Source organism: Streptomyces sp. SUK 48, from assembly GCF_009650765.1.
GTDB lineage: Bacteria > Actinomycetota > Actinomycetes > Streptomycetales > Streptomycetaceae > Streptomyces.
The window spans coordinates 2,494,943-2,512,597 of the sequence record NZ_CP045740.1; the positions used below are offsets into that span (position 1 = coordinate 2,494,943).

12 protein-coding genes and 2 pseudogenes are annotated in these 17,655 nt (G+C 71.6%); 4 read left to right on the forward strand and 10 right to left on the reverse strand.

What is annotated here, in order from left to right:
- Nucleotides 1-95 precede the first annotated feature (95 nt).
- Entirely contained in the window at nt 96-2,237 is a 2,142-nt protein-coding gene (locus tag GHR20_RS10340) for an ATP-binding protein (RefSeq protein WP_153813012.1), read from the reverse strand.
- A gap of 247 nt (nt 2,238-2,484) precedes the next feature.
- Between GHR20_RS10340 and gabT the strand changes: the two genes are divergently transcribed.
- Both gabT and GHR20_RS10350 read left to right on the forward strand, forming a co-directional pair.
- Complete coding sequence (gene gabT / locus GHR20_RS10345) at nt 2,485-3,819, forward strand: 4-aminobutyrate--2-oxoglutarate transaminase (RefSeq protein WP_111585629.1); 1,335 nt, start codon at nt 2,485-2,487, stop codon at nt 3,817-3,819.
- Nucleotides 3,820-4,241: 422 nt separating this feature from the next.
- Nucleotides 4,242-4,922, forward strand: a complete 681-nt coding sequence (locus tag GHR20_RS10350; protein ID WP_243877995.1) for a phosphatase PAP2 family protein — start codon at nt 4,242-4,244, stop codon at nt 4,920-4,922.
- On the opposite strand, the gene GHR20_RS10355 is transcribed toward GHR20_RS10350, so the two are convergent.
- The 8 genes from GHR20_RS10355 to GHR20_RS10390 all read right to left on the reverse strand — a co-directional run bounded on the left by GHR20_RS10355 (nt 4,861) and on the right by GHR20_RS10390 (nt 14,613).
- Nucleotides 4,861-6,684 (reverse strand): glycoside hydrolase family 18 protein, encoded by a 1,824-nt coding sequence (locus GHR20_RS10355; RefSeq protein ID WP_153813013.1) that lies wholly within the window; start codon nt 6,682-6,684, stop codon nt 4,861-4,863. The two genes, GHR20_RS10350 and GHR20_RS10355, sit on opposite strands and share 62 nt — an antisense overlap.
- Before the next feature lie 85 nt (nt 6,685-6,769).
- A complete protein-coding gene (locus GHR20_RS10360; RefSeq protein ID WP_153813014.1) occupies nt 6,770-7,228 on the reverse strand; it encodes a hypothetical protein in 459 nt (152 codons plus the stop codon).
- Nucleotides 7,229-7,351: 123 nt separating this feature from the next.
- Nucleotides 7,352-8,782 (reverse strand): FAD-dependent oxidoreductase, encoded by a 1,431-nt coding sequence (locus GHR20_RS10365; protein WP_148025217.1) that lies wholly within the window; start codon nt 8,780-8,782, stop codon nt 7,352-7,354.
- 55 nt (nt 8,783-8,837) lie between these two features.
- Nucleotides 8,838-9,638, reverse strand: coding sequence for an ABC transporter permease (locus tag GHR20_RS10370; RefSeq protein ID WP_111585625.1), 801 nt, complete (start codon nt 9,636-9,638; stop codon nt 8,838-8,840).
- Entirely contained in the window at nt 9,639-10,568 is a 930-nt protein-coding gene (locus GHR20_RS10375; protein WP_111585624.1) for an ABC transporter permease, read from the reverse strand.
- The gene (locus GHR20_RS10380; protein WP_153815923.1) at nt 10,568-11,713 is read right to left on the reverse strand and encodes an ABC transporter ATP-binding protein; all 1,146 of its coding nucleotides are present in this window, start codon (nt 11,711-11,713) and stop codon (nt 10,568-10,570) included. The genes GHR20_RS10375 and GHR20_RS10380 overlap by 1 nt, the downstream gene beginning before the upstream one ends.
- An 8-nt stretch (nt 11,714-11,721) precedes the next feature.
- Nucleotides 11,722-12,969, reverse strand: coding sequence for a spermidine/putrescine ABC transporter substrate-binding protein (locus GHR20_RS10385; protein ID WP_111585623.1), 1,248 nt, complete (start codon nt 12,967-12,969; stop codon nt 11,722-11,724).
- 108 nt (nt 12,970-13,077) lie between these two features.
- Entirely contained in the window at nt 13,078-14,613 is a 1,536-nt protein-coding gene (locus GHR20_RS10390; RefSeq protein WP_153813015.1) for a gamma-aminobutyraldehyde dehydrogenase, read from the reverse strand.
- A 209-nt stretch (nt 14,614-14,822) separates the two neighbouring features.
- On the opposite strand from GHR20_RS10390, the gene GHR20_RS10395 reads away from it, so the two are divergent.
- Nucleotides 14,823-15,380 carry an NADAR family protein gene (locus tag GHR20_RS10395; RefSeq protein WP_153813016.1) on the forward strand — a complete coding sequence of 186 codons (558 nt, stop codon included), beginning with the start codon at nt 14,823-14,825 and terminating at the stop codon, nt 15,378-15,380.
- 108 nt (nt 15,381-15,488) lie between these two features.
- Here GHR20_RS10395 and GHR20_RS10400 read toward each other — a convergent pair.
- Nucleotides 15,489-16,276 (reverse strand): annotated as a pseudogene (locus GHR20_RS10400) (DUF4190 domain-containing protein).
- A 212-nt stretch (nt 16,277-16,488) separates the two neighbouring features.
- Here GHR20_RS10400 and GHR20_RS10405 point away from each other — a divergent pair.
- Nucleotides 16,489-17,635 (forward strand): annotated as a pseudogene (locus tag GHR20_RS10405) (adenosine deaminase).
- The last annotated feature ends 20 nt before the right edge of the window (nt 17,636-17,655 follow it).

Genomic DNA, 17,655 nt, shown 5'->3' on the forward strand with positions numbered 1-17,655 from the left:
CCGCCGCGTACCAACGGCCTCCCCCGATTCTGCCTCACCGTACGATCCCCCGCTGGCCGCTTCACCCCGCTCACGCCCTGAGATCCACCGAGCGCTCACGCCCTGAGATCCACCAGCAACGGCGGCGCGTGCTCCCCCCGCACACTGGTCAACGACAACACCGCGTGCCCGGCCGGAACCCCGTGCGCCAACTCGGACGCGGACCAGCGTTCGCGTTCTACTTGGCGGACGGTGACGGCGCGGGCGGTGGGCGCCTTGCCGGTGATGACCCGGCGCACCATGTGGACCGCCTTGCCGGCCGGGGTCTCGGCGATGATCTGCCGGTCGGTGACGTCCCGGGTCTCGGTCCACTCCTTGCCCCACACCTCGGCGAAGTCCTGCCCGTCCCAGGGGGTGAGCCCGGACAGCGCCATCCGGCAGCCCACGGTGCCGAGCAGCGGGCCGCGCAGCGGCCGGGGCACGTCGTCCAGGGTGCGCAGGGTGAGTACCGCCCCGGCGTTCGCCGAGCGCAGCCGCTGGATGCCGCGCACGGCCTCCGGGGTGACGGCTCCGGTGGCGTCGTCCAGGATCAGGCAGGCGAACAGCGACCGGTCCTCGCGGACCGCCACGGCGGCCGTGAACTGGGCGAGCACCAGCCGCGCCAGGATCCGGGAGGCGTCGGCGTGGCCCCGCTGGGGCAGGTCGATACGCACCCGGACCGGATGGTCGAGCGCCTTGAGCGAGAACGGCCGGGTGCTCCCGGATGTGTCGAAGAAGGGGGCGAAGGCGGGCCGGTCGAGCAGGGCGATCCGGTCGGCGAGCACGCTGCCGACATCGCCGGGGTGGGCCATCTGCCGTTCCCTGGCGTCGAGTTCACGCAGCAGCGACTCATGGGTGGTGCCCGTCAGCGCCTTGCGCAGGGCGGCCAGCGGGCCGGCCCCGCCGTCGAGGAGGCCGCGCAGCTCGGGCACGGAGGGGAAGCGGCCGTGGACGGCGCGGAAGGGACCGAGCAACTGGGCGAGGACGGTGGTGGCACGGCGGCTGTCGCTGCCCGCGTGCGGGTCGGCAAGGTCGCCGGCGAGGGCCTCGGCCAGTATGAGTGCGGCTTCGTCGGGGTCGGACGTGCCGCCGTACAGGTCGAGGTCGTACACGGAGTCCGGCCGGCCGATGCCGATCACGACGTCGAACGACTCCGCCGGGCCGAGTCCCGCGCCGGCCGCGCCGACGACCACGACCGAGGCGCGGCCCGCGAGGGCGTGCAGGCACAGCGACTCGGCGAGCGGCCGGACCAGGGTGCCGGTCTTGCCGGAACCGGCCGGGCCGACGGCGAGCAGGGAGGTGCCGAGCAGGTCGGGGCCGAGGCCGAGGCCGGTGCCGCGGTACTGGTACGGATTGCGGGGGTCGTCGGCGGTGGCGCCGAGCCGGACCTGGCCGGTGACCAGGTCGTGCCTCGCCTGCCGGACGGGCAGATCGCGCCGGCCGGAGGGGTGCGCGCAGGCGGCGGAGCCGTCCTTCACCACGGCTCCGGTGAACGTGGCCATGCTGTGCCGTCCCGACCGCACCCCCTCCCAGGCCCGGTCGATCCGCGCATGATCCACGTCCCGCATCAGCCCGGCCCTCGCCTCCCGCGCCAGCCGCTCGGCGGCCTCCGGCGCCCCGGCGGCCCGGAGGTGGGGGAACTCGGCGGGGTCGTGTTCGGGGGTGGGCGGTCGCTCGCTCACCGGCATCGTGGTCCGCCAGGCGGGCGGTCCGTACCGGCGCCAGACCTCTCCCCAGCGGCCGAGGCGGCCGACGACGATCAGGAGGAGGACGACGACGAGGACGGAGTAGCCGTCCCACAGGAGGGCCTGCGCGACGGCACTGTCACTGTTCTGCCAGGAGTCCGGGGCGAGCAGGCGGACCGGCAGCACCCACCAGCTGCCGAGGTAGCCGTGCGAGAGCAAGGACCACATCAGCCAGGCCACGAGGAACGCGATCAGCGCACCTCCGATCAGCTGGTGGCCGGGGGTCCGCTCGGGCTCCTGCTGCGGGCGGCTCCGGTGTCCGAGGCGCCATACTCCGGGCGCGGCCTCGGGACGGGGGGTGCGCAGCCAGGTCAGGAAGCCCGACCCGTCGGGCAGTGGCGGCATGCCCGGGGGGGCGGAGGGCCGTGGGGGTACCGGGGGTCGCTCCTGAGCGACGCCCTCGGGGGGTGGCGTCGGATGGGGTACCGGGCCGGGTCGGGTGTTGCGTGTGTGGTGGGTTTCGTCGTTGTGCATCCGCCCTGCCCCCTGACCAGCCGATCCGTCCACCGTCAGCGAGCAATCTAGTGCCTGGGGAGGGGAGTTCGGGGATCGCGGGGCCGGAGGAGGCGCCGAGGGGGCCGTACGGCCGTACGCTCGCTATGTCCACCGCGGACAACCGCGGCACCGCACAACGCCCACATGGAGCATGCCCACCTCCCCGTACCCGTCTTAGCCTGCGGGAAAAGAAGGCAAGCGTCCGTAATACCCCCAGGAGCCCCGCATGACCGCACTTCCGCAGGAGCGCCGCGTCGTCACCGCCATCCCCGGCCCGAAGTCGCAGGAGCTTCAGGCCCGCCGCACCGCCGTGGTCGCCCAGGGCGTGGGCTCCACGCTGCCGGTCTTCGTCACGCGCGCCGGCGGCGGTGTCATCGAGGACGTGGACGGCAACAGCCTGATCGACTTCGGCTCCGGTATCGCCGTGACCAGCGTCGGCGCCTCCGCCGAGGCCGTCGTACGCCGTGCCTCCGCCCAGCTCGCGGACTTCACCCACACCTGTTTCATGGTCACCCCGTACGAGGGCTACGTGGCCGTCGCCGAGGCGCTGGCCGAGCTGACGCCGGGTGACCACGCCAAGAAGTCCGCGCTGTTCAACTCCGGCGCCGAGGCCGTCGAGAACGCCGTGAAGATCGCGCGTGCGTACACCAAGCGGCAGGCCGTCGTCGTGTTCGACCACGGGTACCACGGGCGCACCAACCTGACCATGGCGCTGACGGCGAAGAACATGCCGTACAAGCACGGCTTCGGCCCGTTCGCGCCCGAGGTCTACCGCGTCCCGGTCGCCTACGGCTACCGCTGGCCGACCGGCGCGGAGAACGCCGGTCCCGAGGCCGCCAAGCAGGCCATCGACCAGATCAGCAAGCAGGTCGGCGCGGACAACGTGGCCGCGATCATCATCGAGCCGGTGCTGGGCGAGGGCGGCTTCATCGAGCCGGCCAAGGGCTTCCTGCCCGCGATCCGCCAGTACGCCGCCGACAACGGCATCGTCTTCGTCGCGGACGAGATCCAGAGCGGGTTCTGCCGGACCGGCCAGTGGTTCGCCTGTGAGGACGAGGGCATCGTCCCGGACCTGATCACCACCGCCAAGGGCATCGCCGGCGGTCTGCCGCTCGCCGCGGTGACCGGCCGCGCCGAGATCATGGACGCGGCGCACGCCGGCGGTCTCGGCGGCACGTACGGCGGCAACCCGGTCGCCTGCGCCGGTGCGCTCGGTGCCATCGAGACCATGAAGGAGCTCGACCTCAACGCCAGGGCCAAGCGCATCGAGGAGGTCATGAAGGAGCGCCTCTCCGCCATGGCCGAGAAGTTCGACATCATCGGCGAGGTCCGCGGCCGCGGTGCGATGATCGCCATCGAGCTGGTCAAGGACCGCGCCACCAAGGAGCCGAACACGGAGGCCACCGCCGCGCTGGCCAAGGCGTGCCACGCCGAGGGCGTGCTGGTCCTGACCTGCGGCACCTACGGCAACGTGGTCCGTTTCCTGCCCCCGCTGGTCATCGGCGAGGACCTGCTGAACGAGGGTCTGGACGTCGTCGAGCAGGCCCTGGCCCGCATCTGAGATCCGGGTCCCGGCCCGTATCCGGGACTCCGGTTTCCCGGCTGCGGCAGGCCGTGTGAAGAAGGTGTGCGGGGTGCATGACGGGACGGAAATCCGTCTGCCCAAGCGCCTCGGCCTGCCGTAGGTTCTACCCAGATGAGAGATGCACCCCGTCCACGGGGGACCGTGGACGACTTCAGGCCGGGGCCTCCCCAGCTTCGACCTGGTCGTGCCTTCGCGCACACAACCGGCGCCTGACGCCGGGATCTCCTCACCGATCGGACGGTCGCCGCCCCAAACCCCCCGGGGCGTGCGACGTTCCGGTCCGGGCGGCCGCCCCGTGACCACCCCCCTGTTCCGGGGCGGCCGGCCTCCTTCTCCGGCCCTACGGGAACGCCGCCCCGGTACGACCCCGCGCGCGTCCGCCTGCCAAGCTGGCCCCCGTGTCGTACCCCGTCCGCCGCGCCCGCCGCGCACTGCTCCTCGGCATCCCGGCCCCCGCCGTCCTCTTCCTGCTGATCACCTGGCAGGTCGTCGGCCACGGCCCGCTGCTGCGCGCGGACGCCCGCCTCAGCCGGGACCTGGTCCATCCGGACGGCTTCGCGCAGTTCCTCTCCGACCTCGGCGACGTCCAGGTCGCCGTCCCGGTCCTCCTCGTCGCCGCCGGGTACGCCCTGTGGCGCGGCCGGGGCGCCGGGCACCCGCGCTGGTGGCTGCCGCCCCTCGCGGCCGCCGTCCTGATGGCGCTGCTCCCGGCGCTCGTGGTGCCGCTGAAGGACTGGATCGCCCGGCCGGGGACCCCCGTGGTGCCCCCGGCCACCGGCTACTTCCCCTCCGGGCACACGGCGACCGCCGCCATGGCCTACGGCTCCGCGACCCTGCTCCTGCTGCCCTGGCTGTACTCCCGCGCCGCCCGGCTGACCGCCCTCGCGCTCTGCGCGGCCCTGGTCCTGGGCGTCTCCTACGGGCTGGTCCGGCACGGCTACCACTGGCCGCTGGACGTACTGGCCAGCTGGTGCCTGAGCGCGGTCCTGCTGACCGCGCTCGGCGCGCTGCCGGGGGTCAGCCGAAGTAGCCGTCGAACGTCTTCTGGAACTCCCAGTTCGCGTAGTGGTCCCAGTTGATCGACCAGGTCATCAGGCCGCGCAGGTCCGGCCAGGTGCCATGGGTCGGGTACGAGCCGCAGTTGGTCTTCTTCGTCAGGCAGTCCAGGGTCTTGGTGACCTCGGAGGGGGCGACGTAGCCGTTGCCCGCGTTGGTGGAGGCCGGCATGCCGATCGCGACCTGGTCGGGGCGCAGCGGCGGGAAGACGTTGTTCGGATCGCCCGCCACCGGGAAGCCGGTGAGGAGCATGTCGGTCATCGCGATGTGGAAGTCGGCGCCGCCCATGGAGTGGTACTGGTTGTCCAGGCCCATGATCGGGCCGGAGTTGTAGTCCTGGACGTGCAGCAGGGTGAGGTCGTCGCGCAGGGCGTAGATCACCGGGAGGTAGGCGCCGCAGCGCGGGTCCTGGCCGCCCCACTTGCCGGTGCCGTAGTACTGGTAGCCGTTCTGCACGAAGAAGGTCTCCGGGGCCATCGTCAGCACGAACTTCGCGCCGTATCTGGCCTTCAGGGTCTTCAGCGCCGAGATGAGGTTGACGATCACGGGCGTGGTGGGGTTCTTGAAGTCCGTGTCGCTGGTGTCCAGGGACAGCGAGTGGCCCTCGAAGTCGATGTCGAGGCCGTCGAGGCCGTAGGTGTCGATGATCTTCGAGACGGAGGAGACGAAGGCGTCCCGGGCCGCCGTGGTGGTCAGCTGGACCTGGCCGTTCTGGCCGCCGATGGAGATCAGCACCTTCTTGCCGGCCGCCTGCTTGGCCTTGATCGCCGCCTTGAAGTCGGCGTCGCTCTCGGCGTTCGGGCAGTCCGTGACCGGGCAGCGGGTGAACTCCACGTCCCCGGAGGTCGGCGAGGTGGGCTCGGCGAAGGCCAGGTCGATGACGTCCCAGCTGTCGGGCACGTCCGCGAGCCGGGTGTAGCCGGAGCCGTTGGCGAAGCTGGCGTGGAGGTAGCCGACGAGGGCGTGGGCCGGGAGACCGGCGGAGCCGCCGCCCGGGTCGCCGCCCGACCCGCCGGTGCTCGTGGTCACCACCACCGCGGCCGACTTCGCGGACTCCCCCGCGCCGTTGACCGCCGTGACCTGGAAGCTGTACGCCGTCGAGGCGGTGAGCCCCGTGACGGTGGCCGACGTCCCGCTCGCCGACTGGACCTTGACGCCGTCGCGGTAGACCGCGTACCCGGACGCTGTGCTCACCGCCGACCAGGACAGGGCGACGGACGAGGAGGTGACCGAGGAGGCGGCCAACCCGGCCGGTACGGCGGGCGGTTGGGTGGTGCCGCCGCTGCCGCCGGGGCCGGTGAGCGAGAGGTCGTCGGCGTCGTAGGCACCCGTGCCGTACCAGCCGTGGGTGTACACCGTGACCTTGGTGGTCGAGGGCCCGGTGGTGAAGGTGGTGCTCAGCTTCTGCCAGTCCGGCGCCGACTGGGTCCAGGTGGAGACATCGGTGGTGCCGGTGCCGCTCGCGCCCAGGTAGACGTACGACCCCCGGACGTAACCGGCCAGTGTGTACTGGGAGTTGGGCTGGACGCTCACCGTCTGGGCGCACTGGGCGTCGTCGCTGCCGGCCGGGGTGGCCTGGAGCGCGGAACTTCCGCTGCGCACAGGCGAGTCGACCGTCGTACCGGAGGAGGCGGAGCAGGTCCAGCCGGCGAGGCCGGACTCGAAGCCGCCGTTCTGGAGCACGTCCGCGTCGGCCGCGCGGGCGGCCGACGAGAGCGCGGTGAGGCCGGGCACGGCGAGGGCCGTGGCCGCGAGGAGGGCGAGCAGGGGTCTGGAGCGGTCCACAAAGACCTCCGGGCAGGGGGGAGTTGGAGGGTGGAACGGCACTCAATTTGGTCCAGACCAATCCTGGTGTCAAGACGTGCGCGCGCTACCCGTCCTCCCCCGCGCCCAGCACGAGCCGCGCCGCCGCCTCGTGCATCGCGAGTTCCAGCAGCGCCGTGTCGGTCAGGGTGCCCGACCCGTCCGGCGGCACCAGCCAGCGCACTCCCCGGCTCGCCCGGCCCGGATGCGGTACGACGATCCAGGTGCCGTGGCCGGCGGCGCGCACCCCGGTGCCGAGCCAGCGCTCCGCCGTACCCGGCGCCACGAAGAACCCGATCCGGTTGTCGCCGAAGTCGGCGAGCACCGGCCCGGTCCTGTCGAGCATCCGGGTCAGCACGTCCAGCGTCGGGTGGCCCAGACGGGCCGGGAGGATCAGCACGTCCCAGGCCCGGCCCGCGGGCAGCAGCGCGACCCCGTGCGGATTGCGCTCCCACTCCCGGCGGCACCCCCGCGGATCAGGTGCCACGGATGCCAGCCACTCCACCGCCGCCTTCGTCCCGCCCATGGAAGCCTCCCGCTCTCCTCGGTGCGCGACGCGGTCGCGTCGCCTCGCACAGGAGAGAGGGAGGCCCCGCCGGAGCATTACGCGGGTTCCGGGAGCCCTGGGGAGTGACCTGGGTCACACGAACTAGCTGTCGAAGCCGAGCCCCAGCTTGTCCATCGTGCGCAGCCACAGGTTCCGGCGGCCGCCGTGCGCGTCCGCGCGGGCCAGCGACCACTTGGTCAGCGCGATGCCGGTCCAGGCGAACGGCTCGGGCGGGAACGGCAGCGGCCGCTTGCGCACCATCTCCAGCTCGGTGCGCTCGGTGCGCTCCCCGTCCAGCAGGTCGAGCATCACGTCCGCGCCGAAGCGGGTGGCGCCGACGCCGAGGCCGGTGAAGCCCGCCGCGTACGCCACCTTGTCCTGGTGGGCGGTGCCGAAGAACGCCGAGAAGCGGGAGCAGGTGTCGATCGCGCCGCCCCAGGCGTGGGTGAAGCGGGTGCCCTCCAGCTGCGGGAAGCAGGTGAAGAAGTGCCCGGCGAGCTTGGCGTAGGTCTCGGGGCGGTCGTCGTACTCCGCCCGGACCCGGCCGCCGTAGTGGTGGACGGCGTCGTAACCGCCCCACAGGATGCGGTTGTCGGCGGACAGCCGGAAGTAGTGGAACTGGTTGGCGCTGTCGCCGAGTCCCTGCCGCCCCTGCCAGCCGATCTCCGCGAGCTGCTCGTCGCCGAGCGGCTCGGTCATCAGCGCGTAGTCGTAGACCGGGACGGTGTACGAGCGCACGCGCCGCAGCAGGCTCGGGAAGATGTTGGTGCCGAGCGCGACCTTGCGGGCGCGCACGGCGCCGTACGGGGTGCGGACGGCCATCCCGGCGCCGTACGGCTTGAGGGTGAGCGCGGGCGTGTGCTCGTACACCCGCACCCCGAGCCGGACGCACGCCTGCTTCAGGCCCCAGGCGAGCTTCGCCGGGTGCAGCATGGCGACGCCCCGGCGGTCCCACAGCCCCGCCTTGAAGGTCGGCGAGTCCACCTGGGCGCGCAGGGCGTCCTCGTCCAGGAAGTCGACGCCGTCCGCGAGACCCTGCTCCCGCAGTTCCCGGTGCCAGTCGCGCAGCTCCCACGCCTGGTAGGTCTCGGTGGCCACGTCGATCTCGCCGGTGCGCTCGAACTCGCAGTCGATGCCGTGCCGGGCGACGGCCGCCTCGATCTCGTCGAGGTTGCGCCGGCCCAGCTCCTCCAGCTTGTGGATCTCGTCGGGCCAGCGGGTCAGCCCGTTGGACAGGCCGTGGGTGAGGGAGGCGGCGCAGAAGCCGCCGTTGCGGCCGGAGGCGGCCCAGCCCACCTCGCGGCCTTCCAGCAGGACCACGTCCCGCTGCGGGTCGCGCTCCTTGGCGATGAGCGCGGTCCACAGTCCGCTGTAGCCGCCGCCGACGACCAGCAGGTCGCAGGTCTCGGAGCCGGTGAGGGCGGGCTCGGGCTGCGGCTTTCCGGGGTCTTCCAGCCAGTACGAGACCGGCTGGGCTTCGGAGAGAGAGGCGATCCAGTTGTCTTGGCCACTGCTCATGGCGCTTGGGGCCATGATTTCAACTCCCTACAGAGCTTTTTCGCGCTGTTCCATCGTGCGCTTCTTCGGCTTACGCCTTTTGACTGTTACGGCGATTGTTGATCAGCATCGACACGAGGACCAGCAGCACCGCGAGAAGGAACATCGCCGTGCCGATCACATTGATCTGAACGGGGGTTCCGCGCTGTGCCGAGCCCCAGACGAACATGGGGAAGGTGACGGTCGAGCCGGCATTGAAATTGGTGATGATGAAATCGTCGAAGGAGAGCGCGAAGGACAGCAGCGCGCCCGCGGCGATTCCGGGTGCCGCGATCGGCAGGGTGACCCGCAGGAAGGTCTGCACGGGCCCGGCGTACAGGTCCCGGGCGGCCTCCTCCAGACGCGGGTCCATCGACATCACCCGCGCCTTGACGGCGGTGACGACGAAGCTCAGACAGAACATGATGTGGGCGATCAGGATCGTCCAGAAGCCCAGCTGGGCACCCATGTTGAGGAACAGGGTGAGCAGCGAGGCGGCCATGACGACCTCGGGCATGGCCATCGGCAGGAAGATCAGCGAGTTGATGGCGCCGCGGGCGCGGAAGCGGTAGCGGACCAGCGCGAAGGAGATCATCGTGCCGAGGATGGTGGCGCCCAGCGTCGCCCAGACGGCGATCTGGAGGCTGATGGACAGCGAGTTGCACATGTCGGCGACGCCGCACGGCTGTTTCCAGGCGTCCAGGGAGAACCGCTGCCACTGGTAGTTGAAGCGCCCCTTCGGTTTGTTGAAGGAGAACACCGTGACGATGACGTTGGGCAGCAGCAGATACGCGAGGGTGAAGAGTCCCGCGATGACGACGAGGCGGCGCTTGAGCCAGTTGACGACGGGCATTTAGACCAGGTCCTCCGTTCCGGACCGGCGGATGTAGATCGTCACCATGGCCAGGATCGCGGCCATGAGGATGAAGGAGAGGGCCGCCGCCGTCGGATAGTCCAGGATGCGCAGGAACTGCGTCTGGATCACATTGCCGATCATGCGGGTGTCGGTGGAGCCGAGGAGCTCGGAGTTGACGTAGTCACCGGCCGCCGGGATGAAGGTCAGCAGGGTGCCGGAGACCACGCCGGGCATCGACAGCGGGAAGGTCACCTTGCGGAAGGTGGTCGACGGCTTGGCGTACAGATCGCCGGCCGCCTCGTGCAGCCGTCCGTCGATCCGCTCCAGCGAGGTGTACAGCGGCAGGATCATGAACGGCAGGAAGTTGTACGTCAGTCCGCACACCACCGCGAGCGGGGTGGCCAGCACCCGGTCGCCGGCCGTCCAGCCGAGGAAGTTGGTGAGGTCCAGGATGTGCAGCGAGTTGAGCGTGTGCACCACGGGGCCGTTGTCGGCGAGGATCGTCTTCCAGGCCAGGGTGCGGATCAGGAAGCTGGTGAAGAACGGCGCGATCACCAGGATCATGATCAGGTTGCGCCAGCGGCCGGCGCGGAAGGCGATCAGGTAGGCCAGCGGATAGCCGAGCAGCAGGCAGAGCACGGTGGCACCGGCGGCGTAGAAGATGGACCGCAGGAACTGGGGCCAGTACTCGGAGAGGGCGTTCCAGTAGGTCGCGAAGTGCCAGGTGACCTTGTAGCCCTCCTCCAGGGAGCCCGTCTGCACGGACGTGGACGCCTGGTAGACGAGGGGCAGCGCGAAGAAGACGACCAGCCACAGGATGCCGGGCAGCAGCAGCCAGTACGGGGTGAACCGGCCGCGCTTGCGCGGGGGCTTGGCCGGCGGTTCGGCGGGGGCGAGCGGCGGGGGCGCCTCGGTGAGCGTCGACATCAGGCGGCGACCTCTTCCCCGGTGCCCGCGTCGATGGCCTGGGCCGCGTCGAGGCCGAAGGTGTGCGCGGGGCTCCAGTGCAGGACGACGTCCGCGCCGGGGACCAGACGGGCGTCCCGCTCGACGTTCTGGACGTAGACCGAGAGTTCGGCGCAGGCCGGGCTGTCGATGACGTACTGCGTGGAGACGCCGATGAAGCTGGCGTCGGCGATCCTGCCGGTGAGGCGGTTGCGGCCCTCGGGGATGGCGCCCGCGTCGTCGGCGTGGGCGAGCGCGATCTTCTCGGGGCGGATGCCGACCAGCACCCTGCCGCCGGCCGGGGTGGGCGCGCTGCATCGGGCGGCGGGCAGCACCAGCTTGTCCCCGGCGGCCTTGAGCACGATGTCGTCGCCGCTCCTGGTGTCGACCTCGGCCTCGATCAGGTTGGAGGTGCCGAGGAAGTTGGCGACGAAGGTGGTCCGCGGGTTCTCGTAGAGGTCGGTGGGGGCGCCGAGCTGTTCGACGCGGCCGCCGTTCATCACGGCGACCGTGTCGGCCATGGTCATGGCCTCCTCCTGGTCGTGCGTGACATGGATGAAGGTGATGCCGACCTCGGTCTGGATGCGCTTGAGCTCCAGCTGCATCTGGCGGCGCAGCTTGAGGTCGAGGGCGCCGAGCGGCTCGTCGAGGAGCAGCACCTTGGGGTGGTTGATCAGGGCGCGGGCGACGGCGACGCGCTGCTGCTGGCCGCCGGAGAGCTGGTGCGGCTTCTTCCGCGCCTGCTCGCCGAGCTGCACCAGGTCCAGCATGTCCTCGACCTGCTTCTTGACGCTCTTGAGGCCGCGCCGGCGCAGTCCGAAGGCGACGTTCTCGAAGATGTCGAGGTGCGGGAAGAGCGCGTAGGACTGGAAGACCGTGTTGACGGGCCGCTTGTACGGCGGCAGATGGGTGACGTCCTGGTCGCCGAGGCGCACGGTGCCGCTGGTCGGCTCCTCCAGGCCCGCGATCATGCGCAGGGTGGTGGTCTTGCCGCAGCCGGAGGCGCCGAGCAGGGCGAAGAAGGAGCCCTGGGGCACGGTGAGGTCCAGCGGGTGTACGGCGGTGAAGGCGCCGTAGGTCTTGCCGATACCGGAGAGGCGGACGTCGCCGCTGTTGTCTGTCGTCATCGTGGTCGTCACGCCCCTGTGAGCTTGGAGAACTTCTGCTGGTAGGCGGTCTCTTCCTTCTGCGTCAGGGCGCGGAAGGGGTGGGACTTCGCCTGCATGGCCTTGTCGGGCACGATCAGCGGATTGCTCGCGGCCGACTTGTCGATTTTCGCGAGGTAGGGAACGACTCCCGCGACCGGGCTCACGTAGTTGACGTAGGCGGCGAGCTCGGCGGCCGGTTCGGGCTCGAAGTAGTAGTCGATGAGCCGCTCGGCGTTCGTCTTGTGCCGCGCCTTGTTGGGGATCAACAGGTTGTCGGTCGACGTCATGTAGCCGCTGTCCGGGATGATGTAGCCGACGTCCGGGTTGTCGGCCTGGAGCTGGACGATGTCGCCGCCCCAGGCGACACAGGCGGCGATGTCGCCCTTGGCCAGGTCGGAGGTGTAGTCGTTGCCGGTGAAGCGGCGGATCTGGCCCTTGTCGACGGCCTTCTGCAGGCGGGCGATGGCCGCGTCGTAGTCGTCGGCGGTGACCTTCGCCGGGTCCTTGCCGAGGTCCAGCAGGGTCATGCCGACGGTGTCGCGCATCTCGGTCAGGAAGCTGACCCGGCCCTTGAGCCTGGGGTTGTCCAGGAGGTCGGAGACCGACTTCACCTCGATGCCGTCCAGGGCCTTCTTGTTGAAGGCGATGACGGTGGAGATGCCCTGCCAGGGGTAGGAGTAGGCGCGGCCCGGGTCCCAGTCGGGGTCGCGGAACTGGTCGGAGAGGTTGGCGAAGGCGTGCGGCAGGTTGGCCGCGTCCAGCTTCTGGACGTAGCCGAGCCGGATCATGCGGGCGGCCAGCCAGTCGGTGAGCACGATCAGGTCGCGGCCGGTGTCCTGGCCCGCGGCGAGCTCCGGCTGGATCTTGCCGAAGAACTCGTCGTTGTCGTTGATGTCCTCGGTGTACTTGACCTGGATGCCGGTTCGCTTGGCGAACGTGTCGAGGGTGGGGTGGTGCTTGCCCGAGTCGTCCACGTCGATGTACTCGGGCCAGTTGGAGAAGGCGACGACCTTCTCGGTGGCCGAGTGGTCGTCGGCGGACACCCCGCCCTGGTTCTTGGACGCGGCGGGGATGCCGCAGGCGCTCAGCGTCCCGAGGCCGCCGATCGCGAGGGCGCCACCGGCGGAGGCGCGCAGCAGCGAACGGCGGGTCGGCGCGGCCCTGCCGCTGCCAGGACTCCGGCGTATGGCGGCCGTTTCGACCGGTGTCGGGCGGTCGGGCTCGTAACTCTCCATGCGCGTGGTGGCCTTTCGGGAGGGGAGGGGGTGCCCGTGGAGGGGGCGGGCGTCGAACCCGGCGGAGCGGACCGCGGGCGGGGGGGGGACCCGCGGCCGGGGGTCGCTCTACCGGTCCCCGAAGATCGTGCGGTGCCAGTCCTTGCGGACCACCGCCGTGTTGTCGAACATTACGTGCTTGACCTGCGTGTACTCCTCGAAGGAGTACACCGACATGTCCTTGCCGAAGCCCGAGGCTTTGTAGCCTCCGTGCGGCATCTCGCTGAGGATCGGGATGTGATCGTTGATCCAGACGCAGCCCGCCTTGATGTCGCGGGTGGCGCGGTTGGCCCGGTAGACGCTGCCGCTCCAGGCGGAGGCGGCGAGGCCGTACGGGGTGTCGTTGGCGAGCCGGATGCCCTCGTCGTCGGTGTCGAAGGGCAGGACGACCAGGACGGGCCCGAAGATCTCGGACTGGACGATCTCGCTGTCCTGGGCGGCGTCCGCGATGAGGGTGGGCCGGTAGTAGGCGCCCTTGGCCAGGTCGCCGCCGGGCGCCTCGCCGCCGGTGACCACGCGGGCGTAGCCACGGGCGCGGTCCACGAAGCCGGCGACGCGGTCGCGCTGGGCGTGCGAGATGAGCGGCCCGAGGTCGGTGCCGGGGGCGAACGGGTCGCCGAGCCGCACGGTCTCCATCAGGGCGGCGGTGCGCTCCACGAACGCCTCGTACAGCGGGCGCTGCACATAGGCGCGGGTGGCGGCGGTGCAGTCCTGGCCGGTGTTGATGAGCGCGCCGGCCACGGCCCCGTTGACGGCGGCGTCCAGGTCGGCGTCGTCGAACACGACGAACGGGGCCTTGCCGCCCAGCTCCAGGTGGAGCCGCTTGACGGTGGCGGTGGCGACCTCGGCGACGCGCTTGCCGACGCCGGTGGAGCCGGTGAAGGAGGTCATGGCGACGTCCGGATGCCCGACCAGGTGCTCGCCGGCCTCCCTGCCGGTGCCGGTGACGATGTTGAGCACGCCGTCCGGGAGGCCCGCGGCGGTGGCGGCCTGGGCGAAGAGCAGCGAGGTCAGGGGGGTCAGCTCGGCGGGCTTGAGCACGATGGTGTTGCCCGCGGCGATCGCCGGGAGCACCTTCCAGGCGGCCATCTGGAGCGGGTAGTTCCAGGGCGCGATGGACCCGACGACACCGATGGGCTCGCGCCGGACGTACGACGTGTGGTCGCCGGAGTACTCACCGGCGGACTGCCCCTGGAGGTGCCGGGCGGCGCCCGCGAAGAAGGCGGTGTTGTCGACGGTCCCGGGGACGTCGAACTCGCGGCTGAGCTTGAGCGGCTTGCCGCACTGGAGCGACTCCGCGCGGGCGAAGTCCTCGGCGCGCTCGGCGAGCACGGCGGCGAAGCGGTGCAGGGCGTCCGAGCGCTCGCCCGGGGTGGCCGAGGACCAGCCCGGGAACGCCTCGCGCGCGGCGGCGACGGCCGCGTCGACGTCCTCGGTGCCGGCCAGGTCGTAGGTGTACACCTCCTCGCCGGTGGCCGGGTCGACCACGGCGTGGCGGCGCCCGGAGGTGCCCTTGGTCAGACGGCCGGCGATGAACTGAGCGCCTTCCGCGAAACGGTCCGCTGCGGGAAATCGTTCCTGGCTGGCGGTGCCCGGGTTGTGCATGTCGCTCTCCTCCGCCGATCACCCCCGTCCCGGGGGTGGGTGGCGTAGCTCCAGCTCGATTTGAGTGCCGATCCTGACAGAGCTATAAGCCTCCAACAAGTGATTCCGTTGTTGCCTTTTGGTTACGCGACGGAATCTGTCGACCAGGTGTCGAGTCGGGCGAGGAAAAGCCGGACGGAGTGTCAGTGGTGCGTGCCACACTCGCGTGCATGGGGAGGATCGACGGGCTTCAGGCCCTGGTCAGCGAGGTCCGGGCGGGGTCCCGGATCAAGTATCTGCACTTCTGGGGCCACCGCCCGCGGCCGGACGGGAGCATCGGCGCGAGCTGTCTGAGCCAGTGGTGGCCCTCACCCTTCGTGGTCGACGGCAGGCGGTACGCGACGGCGGAGCACTGGATGATGGCCGCCAAGGCCCGGCTGTTCCAGGACGCCGGGGCGGAGCGCGCGGTCCTCGCCGCAGAGCATCCCGCCCAGGCCAAGAAGGCGGGCCGGCTGGTCCGCGGCTTCGACGAGGAGACCTGGGAGCGGGAGCGGTTCCGGATCGTGGTCGAGGGCGGCGTGCACAAGTTCGCGGCCGACCCCGCGCTGCGCGCGTTCCTGCGGAACACGGGCGAGCGGGTGCTGGTCGAGGCGAGCCCGGTGGACCGGGTCTGGGGCATCGGCCTGACGGCGGACGACGAGGCGGCCCGGGACCCGGAGCGCTGGCGGGGGCTGAACCTGCTGGGCTTCGCCCTGATGGAGGCCCGGGCGGAGCTGACCGGGGAGTAGGCCGGGGGCAGGCGGGGAGTAGGCCGCGGGTAGGCGGGCGGGGGCTCAGGTACGGCGATGCCCGCCGGACCGGGTGGTTCCCCGGTCCGCGGGCATGGAGCGGAGCGGTCAGCCCCGGGCCGCCACCGTCGCCGGCGCCGAGACGGAGTGCAGGGAGCCGTCGTAGTACGGATCGGAGTTGGAGTGGTTCTCGTGGATCGCGGCGGTGATGCCGATCGCGAGGAGCACCATCACGGCGACGCCGACGATGATCCCGATGACGCCCATGATCAGACCGGCCTGGGCCTGGCCGTGGTTCGTCGCCTCGCCGCGCTCGGCCCGGCGCCGTCCCTTGACGCCGAAGACCACCGCGAGGACGCCCAGGATCACGGAGGCGACGCCGTACAGGCAGAACAGGCAGATCGAGAGGATGCCGAGCACCATCGCCGCGGTGCCCATGCCGTTCTGCGGGGTCATCGGCATGCCGGTCCAGCCGTAGCCGCCGCCGGCCGGGTAGCCGGGGTAGCCGTAGCCGCCGGCGGGCGGCGCGGACACCGGGGCACACCGGGGCCGGTGGGTGCGATCGGCGGGGGCGGCACCGGCTCACCCGTGCCGGGGGCGCCGAACGCGGGCGGGGTGGGCGCGCCGAAGCCCGGGGCGGGCTGGCCCTGCGGGGCGGGCGGGGCGAAGTGGGGCTGGGCGTACCCGCCGGTGGGCAGGTCGGTCACGGTGGCCTGCTCGTGCACCGACGGCGGCTGCGCCGGGGGCTGTCCCGCACCCGGCGCGGCGGACTGGTCCTTGTTCAGCGACAGCCCCTGCTCGGGCGGCGCCCACGGGTCGTGGCCGCCGCCGGCCGCCCCACTCGACTGCGTTCCGTCTGACACGCGTACTTCCCCCTCGGTCGTTCGTCCCGCCATGCTACGGCCTCCCCGACCCGCCCCCACCAGCCGGTCCCGCCCGCCCCGACCGGCCGCTCCCCCTCCCCGGCCGGCTGCTCCCGCGCGCACCGGCCGCCCGCTCCCGCTCTCCCCGACCGCCCCCTCCACCCGCGCCGACCGGCCGCTCCCACCCTCCCCGGCCGGCCCCTCCCACCCTCCCCAGCCCTGTCCCCCGCCCCTCCCCGCCTACGATGGCCCGTGACGATCAGCCGATCACCCGCGCCGCGCCCGCAAGGGCCCGTCGGCGCCCTGTTTGTTGGGGAGGACCCCTTGTCCGCCAGTTCCGTACCCGCCGCCGGCCCCGCCGACCGCGACCTGCGCGCCTTCATCGCCGGACTGCCCAAGGCCGAACTGCACGTCCACCACGTGGGCTCCGCCTCCCCCCGCATCGTCTCGGAGCTGGCCGCGCGCCACCGCGACTCCAAGGTCCCCAGCGACCCCGAGGCCCTCGCCGAGTACTTCACCTTCACCGACTTCGCGCACTTCATCGAGGTGTACCTGTCGGTGGTGGAACTGATCCGCACCCCGGAGGACGTCCGGCTGCTCACCTTCGAGGTGGCCCGCGACCTGGCCCGCCAGCAGGTGCGCTACGCCGAGCTGACCCTCACCCCGTTCTCCTCCACCCGGCGCGGCATCGACGCGCGCGCCTTCATGGAGGCGATCGAGGACGCCCGCAAGAGCGCGGAGGCCGAGTTCGGCACCGTGCTGCGCTGGTGCTTCGACATCCCCGGGGAGGCCGGGCTGGAGTCGGCGGAGGAGACCGTGCGGCTCGCCACCGACGACCGGCTCCGGCCGGAGGGCCTGGTGTCGTTCGGGCTCGGCGGGCCAGAGATCGGCGTCCCCCGCCCGCAGTTCAAGCCGTTCTTCGACCGGGCCATCGCGGCCGGTCTGCGCTCGGTGCCGCACTCCGGCGAGACCACGGGCCCGCAGTCGGTGTGGGACGCGCTGAACGAGCTGGGCGCCGAGCGCATCGGGCACGGCACCAGCTCCGCGCAGGACCCGGCGCTGCTCGCGCACCTCGCCGAGCGGCGCATCCCGCTGGAGGTCTGCCCGACCTCCAACATCGCCACCCGCGCGGTGCGCACCCTGGACGAGCACCCGATCCGGCAGTTCGCGCAGGCCGGGGTGCTGATCACGGTCAACTCGGACGACCCGCCGATGTTCGGCACCGACCTCAACAACGAGTACGCGGTGGCCGCCCGCCTCCTCGACCTGGACGAGCGCGGCGTCGCGGACCTCGCGAAGAACGCGGTGGAGGCGTCCTTCCTGGACCCGGCGGGCAAGGCGCGGCTCGCGGCGGAGATCGACACGTACACCGCCGGCCGGCTCGCCGGCTGAGGCACACCACGATCCGCACC